The following is a 24451-nucleotide window of genomic DNA, read 5'->3' as shown; positions in this document are numbered from 1 at the left end:
GCTGTCATACGGCGACCTCGGCACACCACTCGGACAGGCAGCCGTTGACCCAGTCGGCGATCGGCTGGATACCGTCGTCCGAAGCCAGGCTGGTGCTCCGGGTGGACCCGCGTCTCTTCCTGGACGCGGTCGCGGGCGGCCCGCTGGACACCGGCTATCTGCACGCGAAGTCCGCCGCACTCCTCACCGGCGATCTCACCCCCAGTTTCGCCCTGAGCACGGCACTCAAGGACACCCGGCTGATTCTGGAAGCGGCCGAACAGGCGGGCGTACGGCTCGACTTGACCGAGGCGTCGGCCGAGCGGTTCGCGCGGGCCGAAGCAGCCGGGCACGGCGCCGAGGACATGATCGCCACGTACTTCGCGGGCCGCGCGAAGCAGTGACCGGGCCCGGCGGGCCGGTGCGGCCACCGGCCCCGCTGGTTCGGCCGCGCCCCGGGCCCACCCGCGCGTCCGTAATCCGATCCGTAGAGCCCGAAGCTGCGGCAATCCAATCCGCGGGGCCCCAAGCCGCGGCAATCCAATCCGCGGGGCCCCAAGCCGCGGCAACCCGATCCGCGGAGCCCGAAGCTGCGGAGCCCGAAGCTGCGGCAACCCAACCCGTGGGGCCCGAAACGGCGGCGAGAAGGGCCCGGGCGGTTCGATAGCATGGCTCTCTGCCCATCGGGCGGGGGTATCACCTGGTGTGAGTCCCCGGGTGGGCCTCCCTACCTGGGTTCGCCGTGGCCTCGCCGCGGTGCCGCACGTACGAACATAAGGAGCATCCGAGGATGTCTCGACACCTGATCACCAGCGCGCTGCCGTACATCAACGGGATCAAGCACCTGGGCAACATGGTCGGGTCGATGCTCCCCGCGGACGTGTACTCCCGTTACCTGCGCCAGCGCGGCCACGACGTGCTGTACATCTGTGCCACCGACGAGCACGGCACCCCCGCCGAGCTGGCCGCGAAGGAGGCGGGGCTTTCCGTCGCCGAGTTCTGCGCGCAGGCGCACGACACCCAGAAGGCGATCTACGACGGCTTCCAGCTGGCCTTCGACTACTTCGGCCGCAGCTCCTCGCAGCAGAACGTCGAGATCACGCAGCATTTCGCGCGGAAGCTGAGGGAGAACGGGTTCATCGAGGAGCGGGCGATCCGCCAGGTCTTCTCGGTCGCCGACGACCGGTTCCTGCCGGACCGCTACATCGTGGGCACCTGCCCGCACTGCGGCTACGACAAGGCGCGCGGCGACCAGTGCGAGAACTGCACCCGCGTCCTGGACCCGACCGACCTGCTGGAAGCGCGTTCGGCGATCAGCGGCAGCAGCGACCTGGAGGTCCGTGAGACGCGGCACCTCTTCCTGCTCCAGTCCAAGCTCCAGGGCGAGGTCGAGGAGTGGATCGACCGGGTCGGCGGCGAGTGGCCGCAGCTCGCCTCGTCCATCGCCCGCAAGTGGCTGACCGAGGGCCTGCACGACCGTGCGATCACCCGCGATCTGGAGTGGGGCGTTCCGGTCCCGGCCGACACGTGGCCGGAGCTGGCCGCCGAGGGCAAGGTCTTCTACGTCTGGTTCGACGCCCCGATCGAGTACATCGGCGCGACGAAGGAGTGGGCGGACCTCGACCCGGCGAACCGGGACTGGAAGTCGTGGTGGTACGAGCCGGAGGGTGCGGCCGACGTCCGGTACACCGAGTTCATGGGCAAGGACAACGTGCCCTTCCACACGGTGATGTTCCCGGCGACCGAGCTGGGTGTGCGCGAGCCGTGGAAGAAGGTCGACTACGTCAAAGCCTTCAACTGGCTCAACTACTACGGCGGCAAGTTCTCCACGTCGCAGCGGCGCGGTGTCTTCACCCACGACGCCCTGGAGATCCTGCCGGCCGACTACTGGCGCTACTTCATGATGGCGAACGCCCCGGAGTCCGACGACACGTCGTTCACCTGGGAGCACTTCACGGCGACCGTCAACAAGGATCTCGCGGACACCCTCGGCAACTTCGTCAACCGCGTCCTGTCGTTCTCGCGCAAGCGCTTCGGTGACGAGGTCCCGGCGGGCGCGGCGGCCGGGGCGGCGGAGGAGAAGCTGGGCGAGGAGATCGCCGGGCTGCTCGCCGAGTACGAGGGCCACATGGAGGCGCTCCAGTTCCGCAAGGCGGCCGCTTCGCTGCGTGCGCTGTGGTCGGCGGGCAACTCCTACCTGGAGGAGAAGGCCCCCTGGCTGGAGATCAAGACCGACCCGGAGGCGGCCGCGCTGACCCTGCGTACGGCGATGAACCTGATCCACCTGTACTCGGTGGTGTCGGAGCCGTTCATCCCGGCGTCGGCGAAGGCGATGCGTTCCGCGTTCGCGCTCGCCGGTGACACTGCCACCTGGGTCACCGCCGAGCAGGCGAGGGCCCTCGGCACCGTTCCGGCCGGAACCGCCTTCACCGTGCCGCCGGTGCTGTTCGCGAAGATCACGGAGGAGGACCTGGAGTCCTACCGGGAGCGTTTCGGCGGCGCCGACGAGGCGTGAGCCAAGCCCGAGGGGCCCCTGTCCACTCTGCGGACGGGGGCCCTTCGGCCGTGTGCGGGTGCCCGTACAGGCCCGGGGTGCGCGTACGGACGCGGGCACGCGTACGGGATCGGATGCGGCCGCCGCGCGTACGGGTTCGGGTTCGGCCGCGCGTTCGGGTTCGGGTTCGGGTCAGGCGGTGAGCAGCGCCGGGTCGCTCAGGCCGGACGCGCCGGTCTCGACGTGTCCGGCGAAGCGCCGCAGGAAGGTGGAGTCGGCGTCGGAGGTGACCGACACGTCGTACCAGTTCCCGCTGGAGCGCAGATTCACGGTGTAGCGGACGGTGGCGCCGGCGGCCACCGTCAAGGTGTGGGTCGCTCCCCCGTAGGCCGCCGCGGTGGCGACCGTGAGGTGGACGGTGCCCGTGCCCGCGTTGGTCAGGGTCAGGTCGAGGTTCCCGGTGCCCGCGTTGTGCCGGGCGGTGACCTCGGGTCCGGCGGTCTTGCCGGGGTTCTGGAAGGTGCGCAGGAACCCGTTGGGGCCGAAGACGCTGAGGTTGGTGGCGCCGCCCGAGTAGGCCGTGTTCCAGGTGTCCGCGATCGTCTTGCCCGCCTCCGTGGTGTACGTCCAGGGGCCGTCCGTGCGGGCGGGCGAGGTGACGAGGAACTGTGCGCCGGCCGAGGCGCCGCCGCCGAAGGTGAGGGTGAACTTGCCGGTGCTCGCGTTGGCGGCGCCGTCGACGAAGGGCGCGTAGCGCAGCGGGCGGGTGGGGCGCGAGCCGCGCTCCTGCTTGGGCAGGGTGCCGGTCGTGGGCGGCACCGGCACGAAGTCGGGGTGCCTGTTGTGGTCCGGCGGCTCGTACGCGTCCGTCGAGGGCAGCGACGGTGCCGAGGACTGGGTGCGGCTGAAGTCGAACGCCGAGGTCAGGTCGCCGCAGATCGCGCGCCGCCAGGGCGAGATGTTGGGCTCGTGCACCCCGAAGCGGCGCTCCATGAACCGGATGATCGAGGTGTGGTCGAAGGTCTCGGAGCAGGTGTAGCCGCCGGTGCTCCACGGCGAGACGACGAGCATCGGCACGCGCTGGCCCAGCCCGTACGGTCCGGCCGGGTAACTGGCGTTGCCGGGGAAGTAGTCGGGTCCCGTCGCGACGGTGGACAGCCCCTGGGAGGCTCCGGAAGGCACGAACGGCGGGACCACGTGGTCGAAGAAGCCGTCGTTCTCGTCGTAGGTGATGAACAGCGCCGTTTTGGCCCACACGTCCGGATTGGACGTGAGTGCGTCCAGGACCTGGGAGATGTACCAAGCCCCGTAGTTGGCGGGCCAGTTGGGGTGTTCGGTGAAGGCTTCGGGTGCCGCGATCCAGGACACCTCGGGCAGGGTACCGGCCTCGACGTCGGCCCTGAGGATGTCGAAGAAGCCGTCGCCGTTCTTGGCGTTGGTGCCGGTACGCGCCTTGTCGTAGAGGGGGTCGCCGGCCGTGGCGTTGCGGTAGGTGTTGAAGTACAGCAGGGAGTTGTCGCCGTAGTTGCCCCGGTAGGCGTCGTTGATCCAGCCCCAGCCACCGGCCGCGTTCAGGCCGTCGCCGACATCCTGGTAGATCTTCCAGGAGATGCCCGCCTGCTCCAGCCGCTCGGGGTAGGTGGTCCAGCCGTACCCCTTCTCGTCGTTGCCGAGGACGGGTCCGCCGCCGGTGGCGTCGTTGCCCGTGTAGCCCGTCCACATGTAATAGCGGTTGGGGTCGGTGGAGCCGATGAACGAGCAGTGGTAGGCGTCGCAGATGGTGAACGAGTCGGCGAGCGCGTAGTGGAACGGGATGTCCTCGCGCGTCATGTAGGCCATCGTCGTGGATGTCTTGGCGGGGATCCACTGGTCGTACTTGCCGTTGTTGAACGCCTTGTGGCTGCCGTTCCAGTCGTGGTTGAGGTCCTGGATGAACTGCAGTCCCAGCTTGTCCGCCTTGGGCCGGAACGGCAGCACCTCCTTGCCTGCGCCGACCTGGTGGAACACGGACTTTCCGCTGGGCAGGGTGACGGGCCGCGGGTCACCGAAGCCCCGGACGCCCTTCAGGGAACCGAAGTAGTGGTCGAACGAACGGTTCTCCTGCATCAGGACGACGACGTGCTCGACGTCCTGGATGGTGCCGGTGCTGCCCGCGGCCGGGATGGCGGCGGCCCGCGCGATGCTCTGCGACAGCGCGGCGAAGGCGGCGGTGCCGCCCGCGAGCTGCATGAACCGGCGCCGATTGAGTTCAGCCATGAGTGGGGGCCTCTGCAAGCGTGAGGGAACAGGGGGCGAGAGGGGTGTATCAAGAACACCCGGGGCCGCGAAAGCCCCCATGTCGTCACTGTGACACTCAGCAGTACGCCAAACGAACAGGAACCCCAAGTGGCGGCGGACCCCGCACGTTGTGGAGTTTCTGTGCCCTTCTAGGCCATCCAGAAGAAGACGGCGGTCATCCGCTTGTCTTCGATGGTGCTGCCGCAGTAACCGGTCGCACTGTGCATGGTGTTGGCGGTATAGAGCAGGAGCCGGTTGTAGCGGTGTGCGACACGCACGTCCTCCGTAAAGGAATCCGGCGGCACGAAGCGCGTACCGAGCGCTTCCACGAGGTTGTTGTGGGGCGCGGTCACCATGTTGCCGCCGAGCACCCCGCCGGGCAGGCTCTGCCGGAAGAAACTGGTGCCGCAGTCCTTGGGGGCCTGCGGTGTGAGGTAGAGCACCGCCGCGTAACGGCACAGCGCACGCGAGTCGGTGTGCGGGCGCGGCTCGCTCTCATCGGCGCCGACGACCTGTACGCAGTTGTGGTTGAGGGTCGCGCCGCCGGGCGCGGTGGCCTGCCAGAGCTCCTTCGCCCCCGTGCTGGCCTTGACCAGGCGTTCCACCCGGGCCAGCTCCGCGGGCAGGAGACCGGGCATGGTCCGCAGGCCGGGCCACGACTCCGGCTTGTACGGATACCCCTCGACCCAGTCGCTCTTGGCCACGCATCGTGCCCGCACGTCGTCGATGTTGGGCAGCACATCGTCCAACACCCAGTAATCCCGGCCGAGTTTGGGCTTGCGATAAGGAAGGACCGGGAGCGCCGGACGAATGGGGGGCATGCGGCCGACCATACTGGCGGGTCGGTTCGCGCTTGCCTTTGAACAGGTCAACCTTCCCCCAATAGCGGGGAATTGACGTGCGGGCGCTTTGGGCGGGGGCTCGCAATTGTCCGGCAGAGAATCACGCGAAAAGAAAAGTAAGGGCAAGAAAGAACCATGCTCCGGTAAGAGACGGCTCCGCATTCAACCAGGTCGCGCACGGGCGGGCGAGGAGGTGTGAGGGGCCCGAGGGGGTGTGAGCGAGCGCGAGGGGGGGTCGGCCCGAACGGTTCGGCTGATTCGGCTCCGGTCCGGGGGCTCGCCGGGATGGCATATCCGGCAGGGCGGCCGGTTCAGCCGGTTCGGCCGGTTCAGCCGGTTCAGCCGGTTCAGCCGGTTCAGCCGGTTCAGCCGGTTCAGCCGGTTCAGCCGGTTCAGCCGGTTCGGCGGGACGCCAGGTCCCACGGGCTTGCGATCCGACCGGTCCGGCCGACGCGACGGGACGGGAGGTGACGCGTGAGAGCGCTCTCAGTCGACCAGCCGGCGGCTGAGAACGCGCCACCCCCCACTCTCCCACCCGGCCCGAGAGCGCTCTCGACGCCCCGCTCCCCGCTCCCGCGCCCCAAGCTGGGCTTAGGCTCGGAGTCATATGGACGACCACTCGACCGGGCCCCGTCACACCGCGCCCCGCCGCACCGCGCCGCTCGCGCCCAAGGCGGACAAGGACACCGTGCGCCGGCACAACCTCAGCCTTGTGCTGCGCGCCGTCTACGACGAAAGCGCTCTCAGCCGGGCCGGCGCCGCCGCTCGCACCGGCTTGACCCGGGCCGCGGTGTCCTCGCTCGCCGATCAGCTGATCCGCAGCGGGTTCCTCACCGAGTCGGGCAAGTCGTTCAGCGGGCAGGCGGGGCGGCCCGGCACCATGCTGACCCCGGCGCGCAGCGGTCCGGCCGGAGCCGGGGTCGAGGTCAACGTCGACTATGTCGCGGTGTGCGTGGTGGACCTCGCGGGCACCGACCGCGTACGGCTCACCGAACATCTCGACAACCGGGGTGAGCCGCCGGGCGCCGTACTGACCCGGGCGGCCCGGATCGCCGCGCGGGCCCTGGACTCGGCGGCCGAGCAGGGCCTGCATCCGGTCGGCGTGGAGCTGGCACTGCCGGGCCTGGTCTCCGGGGGTGCCGTGCGCCAGGCCCCCAACCTGGGCTGGAAGGAGGTCGAAGCCGAGGTCCTGTTCCGGGAAGCCCTGGCGGAGCTGAGGCCCAACTCGCCTGCGCCGGACGTCACTTCGGACAATGAGGCCAATCTCGCGGCACTGGCCGAGCTGTGGTTCGGCGGTCCGCAGCGACGCGTCGGCCACTTCCTCTATCTGAGCGGGGAGATCGGGGTGGGCGGGGCGGTCGTCGTCGGCGGCGAGCTGCTGCGCGGCGCGCACGGCTTCGCCGGCGAGATCGGGCACACACCGGTGGACCCGGACGGCCCCGAGTGCCGTTGCGGCTCGCGCGGCTGCCTTGAGCAGTATGCGGGCCAGCTGGCGCTGCTGCGGGCAGCGGGGATCGACGAGAACGCCGGTGCGGCGGGCGTCCTGGAGCTGGAACACCGGGCGCGGGCGGACGATGAAAGTGCTCTCCGCGCGCTGGCCGGGGCCGGCCGCACCCTGGGGGTCGCCCTGTCCGGCGCGGTCAACCTCCTCGATCCGGACGCGGTCGTACTCGGCGGGATCTACCGCACATTGCTGCCCTGGCTCGCGCCCGCCGTGGACGGAGAGCTGTCGCGTCGGGCGGTGTCCGGGCTGTGGCTCGCGGGGAGCGGTCGCGTGCGTGCGTCGTCCCTCGCGGGGGACGCGGCCCGGGGCGCGGCCGCCCGCGTCGTACGCGGGATCGTCGCCGATCCGGTCGCCTACGGGTAGGCGTCGTCAGTGGTGGGCGTGGTCCTCGTGGTGGAGTTCGCGGTACTCCGCCGTCGTCGGCTGGGGAATCTGTCCGGCGGGTCCGATTCGTCCGGCAGGGCCGGTTCTGTCCGGCGGGCCGTAAAAGACGTCCTGCCGTGCCTCGTCGGCGCGAGGGTCGTGGCGGGTGTGGCCGTCGGTTGCGGTCGCCCGGCACCATGAAGCGCGGCGGCGCCCGGTCCGGCCGCCGCGCGCCGGGGTACCGGGCGGCCATTCCTGCCTATTCCGGCGGCGGTCGGGGAGAATGCCGTACGCAGTCGTGAGCGGCCGGCGCATAGAGACGGGACTCGGCACATGACCGACATCGAGACGTCTCGTACGGCACCGGGCGTGTTCGCGCCGGGGGGCCGGCTGCGCGATGGGGTGGTTCGGGAACTCGAGGAGCGCTGGCCCGCCGGGCGGACCGGACTCGACGAGGTGTGCCGGCACTCCCTGCTGCCGGTGGGGAAACTGCTCAGGCCCAGCCTGCTTCTCGCGAGCACGCAGGCCGTCGGCGGCGATCCGCTGAGAGCGCTTCCAGCGGCGGTCGCCGCCGAGAGCGGGCACGTCGGCAGCCTCATCCACGACGACATCATCGACGGGGACACGGTGCGACGAGGACGGCCCGCCGCGCACCACAGGTACGGGACCGGTGAGGCCATCGTCGCGGGCGACCTGCTGTTCTTCTCGCTCTTCGAGTCCCTCACCCAGTGTCGCGACCGGGGCGTTCCCGCCGACCGGGTGGTGACGGCCGTCGCGGCGATCTCACGGGCCGGGATGGATCTGTGCCGGGGGCAGAGCATGGAGGCCCGGCTCGCCGGACGGCAGGTGTTCGAGGTGGGCCCGTATCTGGAGATGGTGCGGCTCAAGACAGCGGCGTTGTTCCGCGCGGCGTGCGAGGTCGGCGCCATTCTGGGCGGGGGCAGCCCGGCCGAGCTGGCCTCGTTGGTCACGTATGCGGACCATCTCGGGGTCGCCTTCCAGGTCCACGACGACCTGCTGCCCTACACCAGCGATGCGGACAGTGCGGGCAAGGCGTCGACGAGCGACGTCAGGAACGGCCGGCCGGTGCTGCCGGTCGTGCTCGCCCACCGCGCCGCCGACGCCTGCACCCGGCGCGCGATCGAGGACTGCCTGACGGAGCGGGAGGAGCCGCACTCGGCGCTGGTCGCGCTCACCGCGATCCTGCGGGCGTCGGGGGCGATCGAGGAGTCACTCGCCCTGGCCGGCCGACATGCCGGGGCCGCCGTCGACGCGTTGGAAGCGCTCTCACCCGGCGAGGGGCGCGACACTCTCGCCGACTTCGTGACGCTTGCGCTCACCGGGACGCCGCCCTGCAGCAAGGCGCTGCCGATGAAACCACCCAGGCTCACGCCGAGGTAGAGAGCGGCGGCGCTCATCGCCAGGGTCAGGCTCGTCATGCCGGCGAATACGGTGACGAGGGTGCGCTGCCTGCGCTCGGGCGGGACGATCGAGACCTACGGCCGCACTAGGTCAACTACCCCTGTGAAGGGTGCCGTTGAGCCCTCGGCAAGGGAGTCCGGCCGAACGTGGGGCAGGGTTCGGGGCCGGCTCCCGAGCCGAGCCCAAGCGGCCGGGCCCGGGAGAGCGGAGGCGGTTCTGCGCGAAGGGTCCACCCCCTCGCTTGCATAAACATTCGGAATGATGAATACTCTTCCCATGTCCAAGGTTCTCACCTCCCTGCCCGCCGGCGAGCGCGTCGGCATCGCCTTCTCCGGCGGCCTCGACACCTCCGTCGCGGTCGCGTGGATGCGCGACAAGGGCGCCGTCCCGTGCACCTACACCGCCGACATCGGTCAGTACGACGAGCCCGACATCGCGTCGGTGCCCGGCCGCGCCCAGGCCTACGGGGCCGAGATCGCGCGTCTGGTCGACTGCCGGGCGGCGCTGGTCGAGGAGGGCCTGGCCGCGCTCGCGTGTGGCGCGTTCCACATCCGCTCGGGCGGCCGCGCCTACTTCAACACCACTCCCCTGGGCCGTGCCGTCACCGGCACCCTCCTGGTGCGGGCGATGCTGGAGGACAACGTCCAGATCTGGGGCGACGGGTCGACCTTCAAGGGCAACGACATCGAGCGGTTCTACCGTTACGGTCTGCTCGCCAACCCGCACCTGCGGATCTACAAGCCCTGGCTGGACGCGGACTTCGTGACCGAGCTGGGCGGCCGCAAGGAAATGTCGGAGTGGCTGCTCGCCCACGACCTGCCCTACCGCGACAGCACGGAGAAGGCGTACTCCACCGACGCCAACATCTGGGGCGCCACCCACGAGGCCAAGACCCTGGAACACCTGGACACGGGTGTCGAGACCGTCGAGCCGATCATGGGCGTGCGCTTCTGGGACCCCTCGGTGGAGATCCCCACCGAGGACGTGACGATCGGCTTCGTCCAGGGCCGCCCGGTCACCATCAACGGCAAGGACTTCGCCTCGCCGGTGGACCTGGTCATGGAGGCGAACGCGATCGGCGGCCGCCACGGCATGGGCATGTCCGACCAGATCGAGAACCGCATCATCGAGGCGAAGAGCCGCGGCATCTACGAGGCGCCCGGCATGGCGCTGCTGCACGCGGCGTACGAGCGGCTCGTCAACGCGATCCACAACGAGGACACCCTCGCCCAGTACTACAACGAGGGCCGGCGACTCGGCCGGCTGATGTACGAGGGCCGCTGGCTGGACCCGCAGGCGCTGATGGTCCGCGAGTCGCTCCAGCGGTGGGTCGGCTCCGCCGTCACCGGCGAGGTGACGCTGCGGCTGCGGCGAGGCGAGGACTACTCGATCCTCAACACCACGGGCCCCGCGTTCAGTTACCACCCCGACAAGCTGTCGATGGAGCGCACCGAGGACTCCGCATTCGGCCCGGTGGACCGGATCGGCCAGCTCACCATGCGCAACCTCGACATCGCCGACTCGCGTGCCCGGCTGGAGCAGTACGCGGGCCTCGGCATCGTGGGCACGGCGCATCCGGAGCTGATCGGCGCCGCCCAGGCCGCGGCGACCGGCCTCATCGGGCCCATGCCGGAGGGCGGCGCGGAGGTCATCGCCTCGCGCGGCGAAGTGTCGGGCGACGACGAGCTCCTGGACCGCGCGGCGATGGAGTCCGGCACCGACTAGGCGCACCGGCTGGTCGCACCGGCTGGGCGCACCGGCTGGGCAACGCCTGCCCAGCAATCGGGCACCGCTCGGTCGGCGGCCAGAACGCGACAGGGCCCGCCCCTTCAGGGGGCGGGCCTTTCGCCGTCTTCGCGTCACCGGATCTTCGCGTCACCGGATCTTCGCGTCACCGGATCTTCGCGTCACCGGATCTTCGCGTCACCGGATGCTCGTGCTACCGGATGCTCGTGCTACCGGACACTGGACGTTCGCATCGCCGGACGCTCGTGCTTCCCGGGCTCGCTCCTTCAAGTCCGCAGGGTGGTCCGTGCGACCTCCCGCGCGTCAACGCGGGCGCGCGCAGCCCTACTTGGGCGATGCCGAGGTGGACGGGTGCGGCTCCACCACCGGCAGGTTGTACACATGCCCTGGCACTACGATCTTGGTGATCGCCTGGCCGAAGAGCGTGCTCGGCTCGCTCCTGTCGTGGGTGATGTCCGTGTTGAGCAGCACGACGAGCGTGGCCTTCGACTCGGGGAGGTACATCGTCAGGGACTCGTACCCGGGCAGTGAACCGTTGTGGCCGATCCACCCCTGCACGTTGAAGATGCCCATGCCGTACCCCGCGCCCGGGATCGTTGACGGCGGGGTCTCGAGGCGCTGCGCCTGCGTCTGCGGCGAGAGCAGGGTGCCGGTGGCCAGGGTGCGGGCCCAGCTCTTCAGGTCCCCGAGGTCGGAGATCATCGCGCCGGCCGCCCAGGCCCAGGACGGATTCCAGTTGGTGGTCACCGCAACCTTCCCGTTCAGGGTCTGGTTCGTGTAACCCTGGGCGTGCGGGCTGGGGAACGCGGCGTCGGTCGGGAAGACGGTGTGGGTCAGTCCGGCCGGCTTCAGGACCTTCTGGTCGAGGTACTGGTTGAGCGGCATGCCGCTCGCCTTCTCGATCACCAGGCCGAGCAGGATGAGGTTGGTGTTGCAGTAGAAGAACTGCTTCCCCGGCTGGAACATCACCGGATGCTTGAAGGAGTAGTCCAGCAGCTGCTGCGGCGTGAACGGCTTCTCCGGATGGGAGAGCAGCGCGTTGACGAATCCCGGGTCCTCCGAATAGTTGAACAACCCGCTGCGCATCTGGGCGAGTTGACGGAGCGATATCTTGTCTCCGTTCGGCACGCCGGGAATGTACTTGCCGATCGGGTCGTCGAGGCCGAGCTTGCCCTGGTCGACCAGTTCGAGCATCGCGGTGACCGTGAAGGTCTTGGTCTCGCTGCCGATCCGCATGTACATGTTGGTCGCCATGGGGGCGCCGGTCGCCTTGTCGGCGACGCCGAACGTGCGGACGTACTCGCCCTTGCCGGGGGCCGACAGGCTCACCATCACACCGGGGACGTTCGCCTCCCGCATGACCTGCTTGACGGCGGTGTCCAAGCGCGCGGCGACGGCCGGACTCAGCTGCGCGAAGGCGGAGTCGCCCGACGCGGAGGGTGAACTCTCCGTAGAGGGCGAACTCGACGCGGACGGCGAACTCGACGCGGCGGACGAGGAGTTCGACGCGAACGGAGAGCTTGGCACGGACCGAGGGTTCGATGCGAACGGCGAGTTCGACGTCGCCGTGCGGACGGACTGCGCCGGCGGCGCGGTGGCCCCGTACGCGCTGGCGGCGGCCACCGGCGCGGCCAGCAGCGTTGCCGTCGCGACCCCCACACACGCTCTGCGCCACTGGGTCTGTGAGTACCTCACGGGCAGGCCTCCTGCCGGACGAGGGCGCCCGGACGCGGGATGGGGTCCGGGCGGTGGGAACATCACTCCCTTCCCACGCTAGGCCCGCAACCGCGTGCCCGCATGGCGGCGCCGGAGTTGCGCGACTGCCGAAACCGTGACGCGCCGCGCGGCTGGGTTTGTCGTATGCACACGGCTTGGGAACCGACCGCGCCCGGCGTCCTCGCGCTGCCGTCGGGGCTCGGCGTCGGCTGGTGCGCGGACGAGGCCTGGTCGTCCGGGCCGAGGTCGCCCCCGGTCTCACCGTCCTCGCCGTGGTGCCCTTCCTCAGCGGGTCGGCCCGCTGAGGAAGGGCAGCCCAGAACAACCCAGTGGCGGGAGCGATCCGGTGCCGGGCCCGCCCGGGGCCCGCGGTTCAGAGCAGGCCGAGGTCCCGGAGCTCCTTGTGCAGGTCGGCGCGGCCCGGGTCCAGGGGCGCGGGAGCGGCGGAAGCCTTGCCCACGACAGGGCCCCCGCCCCGGCTCCCGTCCCGGCCACCGTCCACGGCGGCCGGCGCGGAACGGCGCCCGTCCCGCAGGACGTACGCGCCGATCATGCCGCCCACAAGCCCGCCGAGGTGCGCCAGCCAGCTCACCCCCGGGGTGCCGGGGACGGCGACGCTCACCATGTAGGCGAAGGACGCCGCCATCACCAGGCCGATCAGCGTGTCGACCAGCCGCCGGTCGAAGAGGCCGCGCAGCACCACGTATCCGAAGTAACCGAAGATCACGCCGCTGGCACCCACGCCGAGCGTGTGGGTGTCCTGGAAGACCCAGACGGCGAGCCCGCTGGTGACCGCGACGAGGAGCGTGAGCCACAGGAAGCGGATCACGCCCCGGTACGCGGCGAGGAACCCGAAGACGAACAGGGGCCCGGAGTTGGCCTCGATGTGGTCCCAGCCGAAGTGCAGGAACGGCGCGACGAGGATGGCCGGCAGCCGGCCCAGGTCCTGCGGCACGACTCCGAACTCCCTGTCGAGGCGGTAGTCCCCCGCCCAGTTGACCACTTGCAGAACCCAGACGACCGCCATGAACCCGAACATGACGTAGAGCGCCTTGCGCGCCTCCGCGATCATCTCCTCGGCGGTGCGCCGCCCCTCCCGGTCCCATCCCTGCGTCAGCGCGCCCACCGTCGTGCCCCCATCGCCCCGTGGCCGAAAACGTTCCGGGTGCATCGTAGGGCCGGCTCCGCCTCAGCCACCGAGCCGCGCGATCGCGTCCTCGGTGACCGGGGTGAAGAAGTTGACGAGGTGGCCGTCGGGGTCGCGCAGGAGCAGCGAGCGGTTGCCCCACGGCATGGTGGTGGGCGGCTGTATGAACTCCGCGATGAAGCCGGAGCCGGCCAGGTTCTGGTGGACGGCGTCCACGTCGTCGACGCGGAACTCCAGGATGACGCTCCGGTTGTCGGCGGGGTGCGCGGCGCCGGGCGCGAACATCGGGACGGTACGGGTGCTGCCGATGGCCAGGGTCGCCGAGGCGGTCCTGAGTTCGGCGAAGTCGTCGGTGGACCAGTGCGCGCGCACGCCCGTGGCGTGCTCATAGAAGCGGACGAGCCGGGCGATGTCGCCGGTGATGACGCGGATCGAGACGAAGTCCATGGTTCTCTCCGAGGTGAGGGCTGGTCGTAAGCGGACGGGAGGCGGCGGGGTTGCTGTCGAGTCGGCGTGGTCGCTGAACGAAGTCGCGCGCGATGTGTTCAGCGGCTCTGACCACACGCTATGACCAATACCGGACAGAATCCGCCCGGTATTGAAGGGATACTTTCCGGCATGGCCAGACCCACCGCTCGCGTGCTCGCTCTCCTCGAACTCCTCCAGTCCGGAGGCACCCGGACCGTGTCCGAGCTCGCCGCAGCGCTCGGCGTCGACGAGCGCACGGTGCGGCGCTACGCGGGGCATCTGCTCGAACTCGACGTGCCCGTCGAGTCGGTGCGCGGACGGTACGGCGGCTACCGGCTGGCGCCGGGCTACCGGATGCCTCCCCTCATGCTGAGCGACGACGAAGCGCTCGCCGTGCTGCTCGGTCTGATCGCGGGCCGCCGGGCCGGCCTGACGACGAGCGCGGGCGTGGCGAGCGAGACGGCCGCAGCGAAGATCCGCCGCGTGCTGCCGGAGCGGCTCGGCCGACGCCTTGACGCCGTCCTCGACTCCCTCGCCTTCACGGCCGTCGGCGGGCCGCCCGCCACGCTGACGGCCGTCGGTGGGCCGCCCGCCACGGGCACGCCCCGGCCGCCCGCCGCCCCCCGCAGCAGCGTCCTGCTCCCCCTGGCCGACGCCGTACGCCACCATCGGCCGATTCGCATCCGGTACACCGCGGCCGACGGACGCCGCAGCGAACGCGTCCTGCATCCGTACGGGCTCGTCTCCCATGCGGGCAGGTGGTACGTCACCGGCGCCGACCCCGCGCGCGGCGAGGACCGCATGTTCCGGCTCGACCGTGTCTCCGACGCCCGTACGCTGCCCGGCTCGTTCGTGCCGCCCGCCGGTGTCGACACCGCCGAGCGCGTCCTGACCGGGCTCGCCACGGCCCCGTACGCACACGAGGTGAGCCTGCGCGTCGAGGGGACGGCCGAGCAGATCCGCGCCCGCATCCCGGCCGGCCTGGCCACGCTCACGGAAGTCCCTGATGCCGTCACCCAATCCACCTGGTTCCGCGTCGAGTTGCGAGTGGAGAGCCTCACCTGGCTCCCCGCCGTGATCGCCTCGCTCGACCGGCCGTTCGTGATCGAGCGTCCCGCCGAACTCCGTTGTCTCGTCGCCGACTTCGGCGAGCGGCTCGCCCGCTCCGCGCGCTCGCCCCACGGCGAAGGGCGCGATTGACATCTGCTGCGACACTCGTCCGATGAACCGTGATCAGATATCCCGACTCGCCCACGCACACCACCCCATCGCGGCCCCCGTCGACGACGACGCGGTACGCCGACTGCTGGAGCGCGGCATTCCACGCGACGACGCCCGGATCCTGGACCTCGGCTGCGGTGGCGGCGAGTGGCTGCTGCGGGCACTGGCCGCCCACCCCGGCCTACGGGCGGAGGGCGTGGACATCTCCGAGCAGGCCCTGGCGCATGCCCGTGCCGCGGCCCGGGCATGCGGCGTCGACGAGCGGCTCACCCTCCACCACGGGGACGCTGCGGATTTCACCGCCTCCACCCCGTTCGACCTGGTGCTCAGTGTGGGCGCCTGCCACGTGCACGGGGGCCTGCTCCCCACCCTCGCGGCGGCCCGTGAACACCTGGCGCCCGGTGGACATGTCCTGGTCGGCGACGGGTTCTGGGAGCGCGAACCCACGCCGGAGGCCGTCGAGATGCTGGGCGAGCTGAGCGATCTGGCAACCACGCTGGACGAGGTCGTGGCCGACGGCTGGGCACCCGTCCAGGCCCACGTCAGCACGCGCGGGGAACTCGACGCCTACGAATGGTCCTGGACGGGGTCGCTCGCGGCCTGGGCCCTGGACCACCCGGACGACCCGGACAGCACGCAGGCCCTGGAGGCCGCCACCACGCACCGCACGGAGTGGCTGCGTACCTACCGTGACTCGTTCGGCTTCGTGTGCCTGATCCTGCGCGCCACTCCGTAGTGACGCGAACAGGCCGCGGAATGGGGCCCGTTGGTCACCGCCCGCGCACCACAGCCGCGATGAGGTCATGGATGTAGAAGTCCCCCGCAGGGCGGCCCTCCTGGAGGCGCGGGAGGTTTTCAGGGCCGAACCAGTCGTAGGCGGTGTGCTTGGACCATTCGAGGGCGGGGTGGTCCAGGTCCCCGTCGACCTCCACGAGGTAGTCCGCCTCCCGGCGGATCCCGCCGCCGTCGTCTCCGGCCCAGCTGCTGACGCCGAGTAGGGCCCGTACGCGCCGCAGCCGCCAGCCGGTCTCCTCCGCCAGCTCGCGGGCGAGGGCCACCAGGAGGGACTCCCCCGCTTCGACGTGCCCGCCCACGATGTCCCAGCAGTCGGGGAAGAGCCGCCGCTGTGGTCCGCGTCGCTGGGCGAACGCCTCGCCCCGCGGGTTCAGGATCACCGCGCCGACCACCCAGGTCTCCCCGGCTGCCGGCACCGGCACCTCGACGCCGTCGTCCACGATCACGCCGCAGCCACGGTCTCCTCGCATGCGCTCACGGTACCCCCGGCAGGATCGGCTCGGGTCGTCGGGGCCGCTCCGCACACCGGGACCCAACTCGCGCTGAAAACCGCTGCGTTGGGCCTCCATTCAGCCACAGGGACGGCTCGGCCGTTCGTTACGGCGGCGCTCGGCGACCCCTCTCAACCCCCAGGAATTGCCTTCGGTTTACCCGCACTCCCTTCACAAGCCATGTGACATATGCAATTTTACAGACGCGCAGCAGCAAGCCGCATTCACGCCAACTGCTCAGTACGGCCCGTGGGTCACCGGGCCCGCTCCGTCACGCCCCGACACCCGGGGGCGGCGGGCGGTCCGCGCCTTCGGTACCCCCACCGCCGCGCCCCGGGCGCGGCCTCCACACCGCTGGGAGGCGGCACGTGAACACCCGACCAGAAGGACTGAGACGAAGTCTCACCGGTTTCCTGATACTCGCCCTGGCCCTGTGCATGGGCATCGCCATGATGGCGCAGCCGAGCCGCGCGGCCGCCGCCGACGGCCCGTCGAAGGCGGCCGGCCCGACCGGCAACGCCGCCACCGCCGCGAGCCGGGCCACGAGCAAGTCCGCGCCGCCGGTGCTGGGTTCGACGGCCGGCGCGTCCGACCGCTCCGACGCCCGGCGCGCCCCGATCGACGCCGCGCACCTTCCGCCGAAACGGCCGCTGACCTCACCGGCGCCGCAGAAGGCACCCATGGCACAGAGCAAGGCGGCAAGGGGCGCGGCCGCGGCGTCCTGCACACCGGGCGACTTCGGCAGCCGTACGGGCGCCGCCCTGGTCTCGTTCGTCCAGGCGTCGACGACGGACTGCGTCAACACACTGTTCGGCCTGACCGGTACCGACGCCTACAACGCCTTCCGCGAAGCGCAGATGGTCACCGTGGCCAACGCCCTGACGGCCACGGCGCGCAGCTACCCCGGTGACAACTCCACCAACGTGTGGCAGCTCGTGCTGTTCCTGCGCGCCGGCTACTACGTGCAGTCCAACAACGCCGACGCCGTCGGCCCCTACGGTACGACGCTGGCGACCGCGAGCGAGGCCGCTCTGGACACCTTCACCGCGTCCCCGCACTTCATGGACGTGAGCGCCGCCAACGGCGACATCATGGGCGAGGTCCTGGTCCTGACCGACAGCGCCAACGAGCAGGCCCGCTACCTGACCACGTACAAGAAGGTGCTCAACGCCTACACCAGCTCCTGGGACGCGTACTGGAGCATGGACACCGCCGTCAACGACGTGTTCACCCCGCTCTTCCGCGGCCACTGGAACCCCGCGTACATCGCGGCGGTCACCGCCGACCCGAGCATCATCGACACGCTGAGCTCGTTCGCGCTGAACCACCTCGCCAAGCTCAACGACGCGTGGTTCTACCTGGACGCCAACGCGGGCAGCGAGATGGCCCGCTTCCTGGACACGCCGGCTCTCCAGGCCAAGGTGCGGCCACTGACCAAGGCCCTGCTCGGCGCCTCCGCCATCACCGGCACGACCGCCCCGCTGTGGGTCGCGGTGGGCGCGATGACCGACGCGTACGACAAGGCGCAGTGCTCGTACTACGGCACCTGCGACTTCATCAACCAGCTCACCGCCGCCGCGCTGCCGATCACCTACACCTGCGACGCCGACCACACCTTCCGCGCCCAGTCGCTGAGCGACGCCGCCCTCGCCGCGGCCTGCGCCAGCGTCAAGGGCCAGGACGCCTACTTCCACAGCATCGTCAAGGACAGTGGTCCGGTCGCGAACGACCACAACACGAACATCCAGATCGTGACGTTCGCGAGCCCCAAGGACTACCAGACGTACTCCGGCTGGATCTTCGGCAACAGCACCGCCAACGGCGGCGAGTACCTGGAGGGCGACCCGTCGGACCCGGCCAACCAGGCCCGTTTCCTGTCCTATGTGAAGAGCGTGGGCGACGGCTTCCCCGGCGACATCTGGAACCTCAACCACGAGTACACGCACTACCTCGACGGGCGCTACGACATGGCCGGTGACTTCAACGCGGGGCAGGACGTGCCGGACATCTGGTGGATCGAGGGCTTCGCGGAGTACGTCTCCTACAGCTACCGCAACCTGCCCGACACCGAGGCCATCGCCGACGCCGCCCAGCACACCTACGCGCTGAGCACCCTGTGGCAGAGCGCGTACTCCAACTCCGACCAGACCCGCACCTACCCGTGGGGCTACCTGGCCACCCGCTACATGGTCGAGAAGCACCCGGCGGACGTCCAGAACATGCTGGCCAAGTTCCGCAGCGGTGACTACGCGGGGGCGTACGCCGTGTACAACACCGGCATCGGCACCCGTTACGACGCCGACTTCAACGCCTGGCTCGACGCGTGTGCCGCCGGCGCCTGCGGCGGCACGAGCAGCGGCCCCAGCGCCGCCTTCGACGCCACCGTCTCGCAACTCGCGGTCAGCCTGACCGACAAGTCCACGGACACCGGCAGCACCATCACCCAGCGCGCGTGGAACTTCGGCGACGGCACCACGTCCACCGCCACCAACCCCACCAAGTCCTACCCGGCCCCCGGCACGTACACGATCACCCTGACCGTCACCGACGCCAAGGGCGCGACGAGCACCACGAGCAAGGCGGTCGCCGTCACCGGCGCCCTGCCGACCTGCACGGACCCCGACGCCCGCATCATGGGCCAGAACTGTTCGCGTACCGGCCGCACGGCCCAGAAGGGCGGCCTGGACTACCTGTACCTGTACCTGCCCGCCGGAAAGGTCACCCTGAAGGTCACCACGACCGGAGGCACCGGCAACGCCGACCTCTACTACGACACCGACACCTGGGCGACGAACGCGAACTACACCGCACGCTCCACCAAGGCCGGCAACGCCGAGAGCATCACCGTCACCAACAAGACCGCCGGCTACCGCTACATCAGCCTGTACGGGAAGACCGCGTTCAGCGGCGTGACGGTCACCACGGCCTACTGATCCTCCGCTCTTCCCGCCCCTGTCCCCCGCGGGGGACTCGACCCCCTGGCGACCGGCCGGGTGCGGTGCCGCCCCGAGTACGAACGGGGCGGCACCGCACAGGACTTGGGGCCGACTCGGGCTCGCCTTCGGCCCGACCTCGGCCCGAGCCCAGCCCGACCTGGGCCTTCTTCCGGTCCGGTCTCAGGCCGGCCACGTGCCGGTCAGGCGGCGCGTCGCGGTGGCACCCGCCCGGTCCACGCCGGCCTTCACCACGCCGTAGATCGCGCCCTGCAACATGGCCGCGATCAGCACCTCGCGCCACGTACGGTCCTCGTCGGTCGCGTCGGGCGCGTCGTCGTCATGGCTGAGCCGCTTCCAGGCCTGCTTGAACACCACACCGGCGAGCATGCCGCCGGCGATACCGAGGCCGAGGCCGAACGGCTTGTAGACGATCTTGGACAACTTCACCGGCTCAGCCCTTCCTGCGACGGCAGGCCAGCCACACCACGACGGCCGCGCCGCCCGCCGCCAGGAGCACCGTGCGGTAGTCGCGGGCGGCACGCCCGGCCGGCACGGGAACCTTGTCCTGAAGGGTGCCCTGGAGGGAGCCCTGGATCGTGTCCTGCACCTTGTCCTGTACCTGATGTGCGACGTCCTGCACCTGATGCGCGACACCCTGTACCTGATGGGCGGCATCGGCGGTCCTGGCCTTGAGCTCGCCGGCCTTGGCCGCGGCACGCTGCTGCACCTCGACGGCCTTGTCGCGGGCTCGGCCCTTTACGTCGGCCTTGGCCGCCAGCGCTTCGACGGTCCGCCCAAGGTCCTCGCGGGTCCGTTCGACCTGTTCGCGCAGTTCCTCGGAGCCGGGAGCGCTCCGGTCGTCGTCGTGGGACGGGCTGGTCATCGGTGTGCACTCCCCTTGATCGTGGCCACGTCGGCCTTCACGTTCTCGATCGTCTGCTCGGGCGCGGGCGGAGCCGCGCGGCCGACCTCCTTCTTGCCCGTCAGAGCCATGATCGCGGCGATCGCGCCGAGCACGGCGGCCACGATCAGTGCGGCGGCCCACACGGGCAGCGGCACCGCGAGACCCGCGATCGCGGCGGCCACCAGGGCCTGCAGCATGAGGAAGCCGAACAGTCCGGCGCCGCCGAAGAGGCCGCCGCCCCGGCCGTACCGCTTGCCCTTCTCCTTCATCTCGGCCTGCGCCAGCGACAGTTCGCCGCGTACCAGCTCCGTCAGTTGCTGCGAGGCCCGCTGAACCAGTTCGCTCACCGGTGCCTCTCCCGGCCCGTGGGCACCCCGGCCGGGCCCGGCATCGTGCGGCTGCGCGCTCGACACGACGGCCACCTCCCGTCTTCCTGGAATCCTCCGGCCGCCGGGCGCTGCCGCCCGTGACCGCTTGCTGGGACCGCGAGTACCCCGGACCGAGCGATTCAGGGCGGAGCGTCCCCACCTGTCCCGCTTGGGCCTACCCGCGCCGGGCGGGCAGCGCAGCGGCGGCGGTCAGACCTCACCCAGACGGCGCCGGTCCTCCTCGTCCCAGGCCGCGGTGTCACGCGGCTCGGTGTACGGCTCCTCGTCCGGCGGCATGCCACCGGCGATCGCCCGCTGCCGCACCGCCTCGGCGTCGAACTCGAGCCCGAGCAGGATCGCCAGATTGGTCAGCCACAGCCACATCAGGAAGATGATGACGCCGGCCATCGTGCCGTACGTCTTGTTGTACGAGCCGAAGTTGGCGACGTAGAACGCCAGGCCGCCGGAGGCGAGCATCCAGATCACCAGGGCCACGAAGCCGCCCGGAGTGATCCACGTGAAGCCCTTCACCTTGGCGTTCGGGCTCGCCCAGTACAGCAGCGCGAGCATGAGCACGACCAGCACGACCAGGACCGGCCACTTGGCTATCGACCACACCGTCAGCGCGGCGCTTCCCATGCCGAGCGCGGCCCCGGCCTGGTGGGCCAGGCCGCCGCTGAACACCACGATCAGCGCGCTGACGAGCGCAAGGATCATGAGGACCACGGTCAGCCCGAGGCGCACCGGGAGGATCTTCCACAGGGGGCGCCCCTCGGGCATGTCGTACACCGCGTTGGCCGCACGCATGAACGCGGCCACATAGCCGGACGCCGACCACACCGCCAGGACCAGACCGAAGACCGCCACGAGCGAGCCGGCGCCCGCGCTGCCCTGCAACTGTTTCACCGCGTTGGTGAGCACGTCGCGGGCCGGTCCCGGCGCGAGGCCCTGGAGGTTGTGCAGCAGCCGGTCGGTGGTGGACCGTCCGGTCATGCCGAGCAGCGACACGAGTACCAGGAGCGCGGGGAACAGGGACAGCACCCCGTAGTACGTGAGCGCCGCCGCCCGGTCGACGAGTTCGTCGTCCTTGAACTCCCGTACGCTGCCCTTCAGTACGGCACGCCACATGCCCTTGGGCAGCTTCGTCGGAGCGTTCGGCGCCGCCCGCTCCACCTCGGGGTCCGGTCCGGCGGCCCGCGCCGTCTCGTCTGCGCCGCCGCCGTCGCCGTCGCCGCCCGGCCGGCCGTCTTCGCGCCGGGGAAGATGCAAGTTCGCCATGCGGGGCGGGTACCCCCGACGACGGCGCTCTCACGGAACGGCGGGAACGTCGGTGGGCGCCGACGTGCCGAACGCACTGCCGCCGCGGACCCGCTCCCGGCTCCCTTACCCGCGCCGGAATGCGCGTGGGGACCCGCTCCCGGCTCCCTTACGCGCGCCGGAATGCGCGTGGGGGACCCACTCGCGGCTCCCCCACGGCCCGCCGGAATGCCCCTTCTGAACCCTTCTGCGAAACGTCGAATTCAAGCCATCGCACCCCATATTCGTGGCAACTCGACTTTGCCCTGTGCAGGGTGGCAACTGAATGCCGGAGACAGGACCGGATGAACGGCCGCTACGAACGGCACGTCGTCCGGGCGACCGTCGGCCGCCCGATCGGAACACCCGCATGGGGCCCGCAGCGGTTTCCCGGCGTTCCTACGTGAGGTACGGGGACGCGGAAATGTCGCCCACGCCGGAAGGCGTACAGCGACGGGGGAAGCAATGTCAACATTGGGATATCTGGAGCGACTTCAGGAACTCGCACTCGCATTCGCGGACGAGGGCAATAGCCTCGCCCACCGCGACCGCGGTGTCGTCGGCGCGCAATTCGTCGCACGCCTCACCGCCGAGGCGGGGCCGGACATCGCCGACTGTCTTGTGATCACCGGGGCGGCGGATCTGGCCGCCCTCGCGCCGGCGCGTGCCGACCGACTGCTCCGGTCGCTGGAGCAGCGCGGAGCGGCGGGCCTCGCCCTGACGGTGCGCGACGATCCGGTGGGCGACATCCCTTCGTCGTGCGGCAGACGGCTCTGCGGCTCTCCCTGCCGCTGATGGCGACCCGGGCCCGACCCGAGGTGTGGACATGTGTCGACCGTTCCCTTTCCCGCACCTGGCAGCGGCAGGCCATCCGGTACCGGGAGCGCATCGCCGAATACATAGGACACCTCCCGGACGGTTTCCACCGGCCGGATGTGCCCGAACACCTCGTGGCCGGCCTGTCCAAGTCACTGTCGGCTTACGTACTGTTCGTCGATTCGTCGGTCGGTGAGGTGCGCGCCGAGTATCCGCTCGACGCGCCCGATACCCAGCGATATACGGCTCATGACATCGTGCTGAGCAAGGAGACGTCCCGGAGTCCGCAATTCCGTAATGGCGTGCACGTGGTGAAAGTGTCGGTGGGGCAGGCACCCGGCGCATTGTTTCTGGTCATGATCTCGGCCACGCCTTTCGGCGGAGAAACGTTCGCACTGGCGGAGCACACGGCCAAGTTGCTCGCACTGGCACAGGGCATGGCGCATGTGCGACGGCTCACCGTCAGCGCCCGGGGTGTCCGGCTCGGCGTCTTCCAGATGCTGATGGGCGGTCAGACCGTGCTGGCGCAGCGGGCGATGGAGGGCCTGAGCCCGGGTCTGCTGCTCGCGGAGCACGTCCGCGTCTATGTGATCGGCACGCCGCTCCGGGACCGGGACGAGCTGGTGGGCGCGCTGGAACCGGTCACCGACAGAAGGGCGTTGCTGGTGCGCTGCTCGGCCCGCGACGACCACGTCATCGTGGTGGAGCCTCTGCGGCACCCCGGCCCCACGCACCCTCACACCACCCGAGCCGACCTCACGCGCATCCTGACGGACGCGGTCACCGCTCGGCCGGGATGCGCCATGGGTGGCAGTCGCCCCTACGGGCTCGCCGAGGTATCGGACGCCTACAGCGAGGCGGCCAACGCGCTGGTGTCCGCGCACCACACCGTCGCGAGGGTCGGGATGTTCGACGGCTCGTCCCAGCCGGCACCGCTGCTGGGCGAGCCGGCGCACCGCTGGGCGGAACACGTGCCGGCTCCCCTGCTCGAGCTGCCCTATGTGGTCCGGGACGAGCTGATCGGCACGATGCGGATCGCCCTCGACTTCCCGTACACGGAAACCGCCCGGATCCTCGGAGCACACCGCAACACCGTCGCGTCCCGCGCTGCGCGCGTCGCGGAGGTGCTGGGCCGCGACGGCACCCCGCTCGATCTGAAGGACGTTCGTGTGCGTACGGTCCTGCACCTCGCGCTGTCCTTGCTCAGGACGTGGAACCCGCGCGACGCCGGTGTGCCCGAGCAGCCCTCGCTCTCGTCGATCCTTCGCAGCGCGCCGGCCGGGACCTGGGCCAGAGGTCTGTTGCACCCCCTCCGCGACGCCGCACCGGAACTGTCCTCCACGGTGCGCGCACGGGTGCGGTGCAATCTGCACATCTACGACGCCGCCGAAGCCGTCGGTGTCAGCGCCGCGACGGTACGCAAACGGCTGCGGCAGGCGGAGGCCCTCCTTCAGCGCGACCTCTCCACGGGACTGTCCGGCGCCCACGCGCTGACGCCGGCCCTGGCCACGACCACGGGCGAGCCCCGCCTGCCCACACCGCGGTAGGCCCGCTCTGTGCACAGGTGATCCCTGCGCACCTCGGGACTGTGCACCGGTGGGATACCCGCGTGACCGGTCCCCCACCTAGCGTGAGAGTCCCTGCGTGTCCCGGACGAACCCCAGTG

The 24451-nt window shown here is 70.5% G+C and carries 20 protein-coding genes; 10 read left to right on the top strand and 10 right to left on the bottom strand.

The features are described 5' to 3' along the window. Together AB0D31_RS21390 and metG are read left to right on the top strand one after the other, a co-directional pair. Positions 1-383: NAD-binding protein (locus AB0D31_RS21390; RefSeq protein WP_362725327.1), on the top strand; the 383-nt coding region annotated here is incomplete at its 5' end. Positions 384-769: 386 nt separating this feature from the next. Continuing rightward, positions 770-2494: a methionine--tRNA ligase gene (metG, locus tag AB0D31_RS21385; RefSeq protein ID WP_362725324.1), complete on the top strand. Its 1725-nt coding sequence runs from the start codon at positions 770-772 to the stop codon at positions 2492-2494. Between the two features lie 171 nt (positions 2495-2665). On the opposite strand, the gene AB0D31_RS21380 is transcribed toward metG, so the two are convergent. Continuing rightward, positions 2666-4729: a phosphocholine-specific phospholipase C gene (locus AB0D31_RS21380; protein WP_362725321.1), complete on the bottom strand. Its 2064-nt coding sequence runs from the start codon at positions 4727-4729 to the stop codon at positions 2666-2668. Positions 4730-4899: 170 nt separating this feature from the next. Further along, on the bottom strand, positions 4900-5571 hold the full coding sequence (locus AB0D31_RS21375; RefSeq protein WP_362725318.1) for a DUF6445 family protein: 672 nt from the start codon (positions 5569-5571) through the stop codon (positions 4900-4902). 628 nt (positions 5572-6199) lie between these two features. Between AB0D31_RS21375 and AB0D31_RS21370 the strand changes: the two genes are divergently transcribed. The 3 genes from AB0D31_RS21370 to argG all read left to right on the top strand — a co-directional run bounded on the left by AB0D31_RS21370 (position 6200) and on the right by argG (position 10606). Then, positions 6200-7459, top strand: coding sequence for an ROK family transcriptional regulator (locus AB0D31_RS21370; RefSeq protein WP_362725315.1), 1260 nt, complete (start codon positions 6200-6202; stop codon positions 7457-7459). A 333-nt stretch (positions 7460-7792) separates the two neighbouring features. Next, complete coding sequence (locus tag AB0D31_RS21365; RefSeq protein ID WP_362725312.1) at positions 7793-8860, top strand: polyprenyl synthetase family protein; 1068 nt, start codon at positions 7793-7795, stop codon at positions 8858-8860. 297 nt (positions 8861-9157) lie between these two features. Then, entirely contained in the window at positions 9158-10606 is a 1449-nt protein-coding gene (argG, locus tag AB0D31_RS21360; protein WP_362725309.1) for an argininosuccinate synthase, read from the top strand. 345 nt (positions 10607-10951) lie between these two features. On the opposite strand, the gene AB0D31_RS21355 is transcribed toward argG, so the two are convergent. The 3 genes from AB0D31_RS21355 to AB0D31_RS21345 all read right to left on the bottom strand — a co-directional run bounded on the left by AB0D31_RS21355 (position 10952) and on the right by AB0D31_RS21345 (position 13937). After that, positions 10952-12154, bottom strand: a complete 1203-nt coding sequence (locus tag AB0D31_RS21355) for a serine hydrolase domain-containing protein (protein WP_362725307.1) — start codon at positions 12152-12154, stop codon at positions 10952-10954. A gap of 562 nt (positions 12155-12716) precedes the next feature. Then, a complete protein-coding gene (locus tag AB0D31_RS21350) occupies positions 12717-13469 on the bottom strand; it encodes a rhomboid family intramembrane serine protease (RefSeq protein WP_362725304.1) in 753 nt (250 codons plus the stop codon). Between the two features lie 63 nt (positions 13470-13532). Beyond that, complete coding sequence (locus AB0D31_RS21345; protein WP_362725301.1) at positions 13533-13937, bottom strand: VOC family protein; 405 nt, start codon at positions 13935-13937, stop codon at positions 13533-13535. A gap of 171 nt (positions 13938-14108) precedes the next feature. Here AB0D31_RS21345 and AB0D31_RS21340 point away from each other — a divergent pair, with 171 nt between their 5' ends. Continuing rightward, positions 14109-15158 (top strand): YafY family protein, encoded by a 1050-nt coding sequence (locus AB0D31_RS21340; protein WP_362725298.1) that lies wholly within the window; start codon positions 14109-14111, stop codon positions 15156-15158. Positions 15159-15180: 22 nt separating this feature from the next. Then, on the top strand, positions 15181-15915 hold the full coding sequence (locus AB0D31_RS21335) for a class I SAM-dependent methyltransferase (RefSeq protein WP_362725295.1): 735 nt from the start codon (positions 15181-15183) through the stop codon (positions 15913-15915). 34 nt (positions 15916-15949) lie between these two features. Here the strand turns inward: AB0D31_RS21335 and AB0D31_RS21330 are convergent, their stop codons facing one another. Then, positions 15950-16444, bottom strand: a complete 495-nt coding sequence (locus AB0D31_RS21330; RefSeq protein WP_362725293.1) for an NUDIX domain-containing protein — start codon at positions 16442-16444, stop codon at positions 15950-15952. Between the two features lie 389 nt (positions 16445-16833). Between AB0D31_RS21330 and AB0D31_RS21325 the strand changes: the two genes are divergently transcribed. Continuing rightward, positions 16834-19398 (top strand): collagenase, encoded by a 2565-nt coding sequence (locus AB0D31_RS21325; protein WP_362725290.1) that lies wholly within the window; start codon positions 16834-16836, stop codon positions 19396-19398. 183 nt (positions 19399-19581) lie between these two features. Here AB0D31_RS21325 and AB0D31_RS21320 read toward each other — a convergent pair whose 3' ends face one another. From AB0D31_RS21320 to AB0D31_RS21305, 4 genes are all read right to left on the bottom strand, one after another. Beyond that, positions 19582-19848 carry a DUF4235 domain-containing protein gene (locus tag AB0D31_RS21320; protein ID WP_362725288.1) on the bottom strand — a complete coding sequence of 89 codons (267 nt, stop codon included), beginning with the start codon at positions 19846-19848 and terminating at the stop codon, positions 19582-19584. A gap of 4 nt (positions 19849-19852) precedes the next feature. After that, positions 19853-20284, bottom strand: a complete 432-nt coding sequence (locus tag AB0D31_RS21315) for a DUF3618 domain-containing protein (protein ID WP_362725285.1) — start codon at positions 20282-20284, stop codon at positions 19853-19855. Further along, complete coding sequence (locus AB0D31_RS21310) at positions 20281-20652, bottom strand: phage holin family protein (RefSeq protein WP_362725282.1); 372 nt, start codon at positions 20650-20652, stop codon at positions 20281-20283. Before AB0D31_RS21310 ends, AB0D31_RS21315 begins: the two co-directional genes overlap by 4 nt. Positions 20653-20883: 231 nt before the next feature. Next, positions 20884-21951 carry a YihY/virulence factor BrkB family protein gene (locus AB0D31_RS21305; RefSeq protein WP_362725279.1) on the bottom strand — a complete coding sequence of 356 codons (1068 nt, stop codon included), beginning with the start codon at positions 21949-21951 and terminating at the stop codon, positions 20884-20886. A 483-nt stretch (positions 21952-22434) separates the two neighbouring features. On the opposite strand from AB0D31_RS21305, the gene AB0D31_RS21300 reads away from it, so the two are divergent. Both AB0D31_RS21300 and AB0D31_RS21295 read left to right on the top strand, forming a co-directional pair. Then, a complete protein-coding gene (locus AB0D31_RS21300; RefSeq protein WP_362725276.1) occupies positions 22435-22764 on the top strand; it encodes a hypothetical protein in 330 nt (109 codons plus the stop codon). Continuing rightward, complete coding sequence (locus tag AB0D31_RS21295; RefSeq protein WP_362725273.1) at positions 22728-24332, top strand: helix-turn-helix domain-containing protein; 1605 nt, start codon at positions 22728-22730, stop codon at positions 24330-24332. Before AB0D31_RS21300 ends, AB0D31_RS21295 begins: the two co-directional genes overlap by 37 nt. Positions 24333-24451 lie beyond the last annotated feature (119 nt).

Origin of the sequence: Streptomyces sp. NPDC048361, assembly GCF_040651795.1 — a bacterium.
GTDB lineage: Bacteria > Actinomycetota > Actinomycetes > Streptomycetales > Streptomycetaceae > Streptomyces.
Note: the sequence above shows the minus strand (reverse complement) of the source record. Positions and strands in the feature narration are given on the sequence as shown.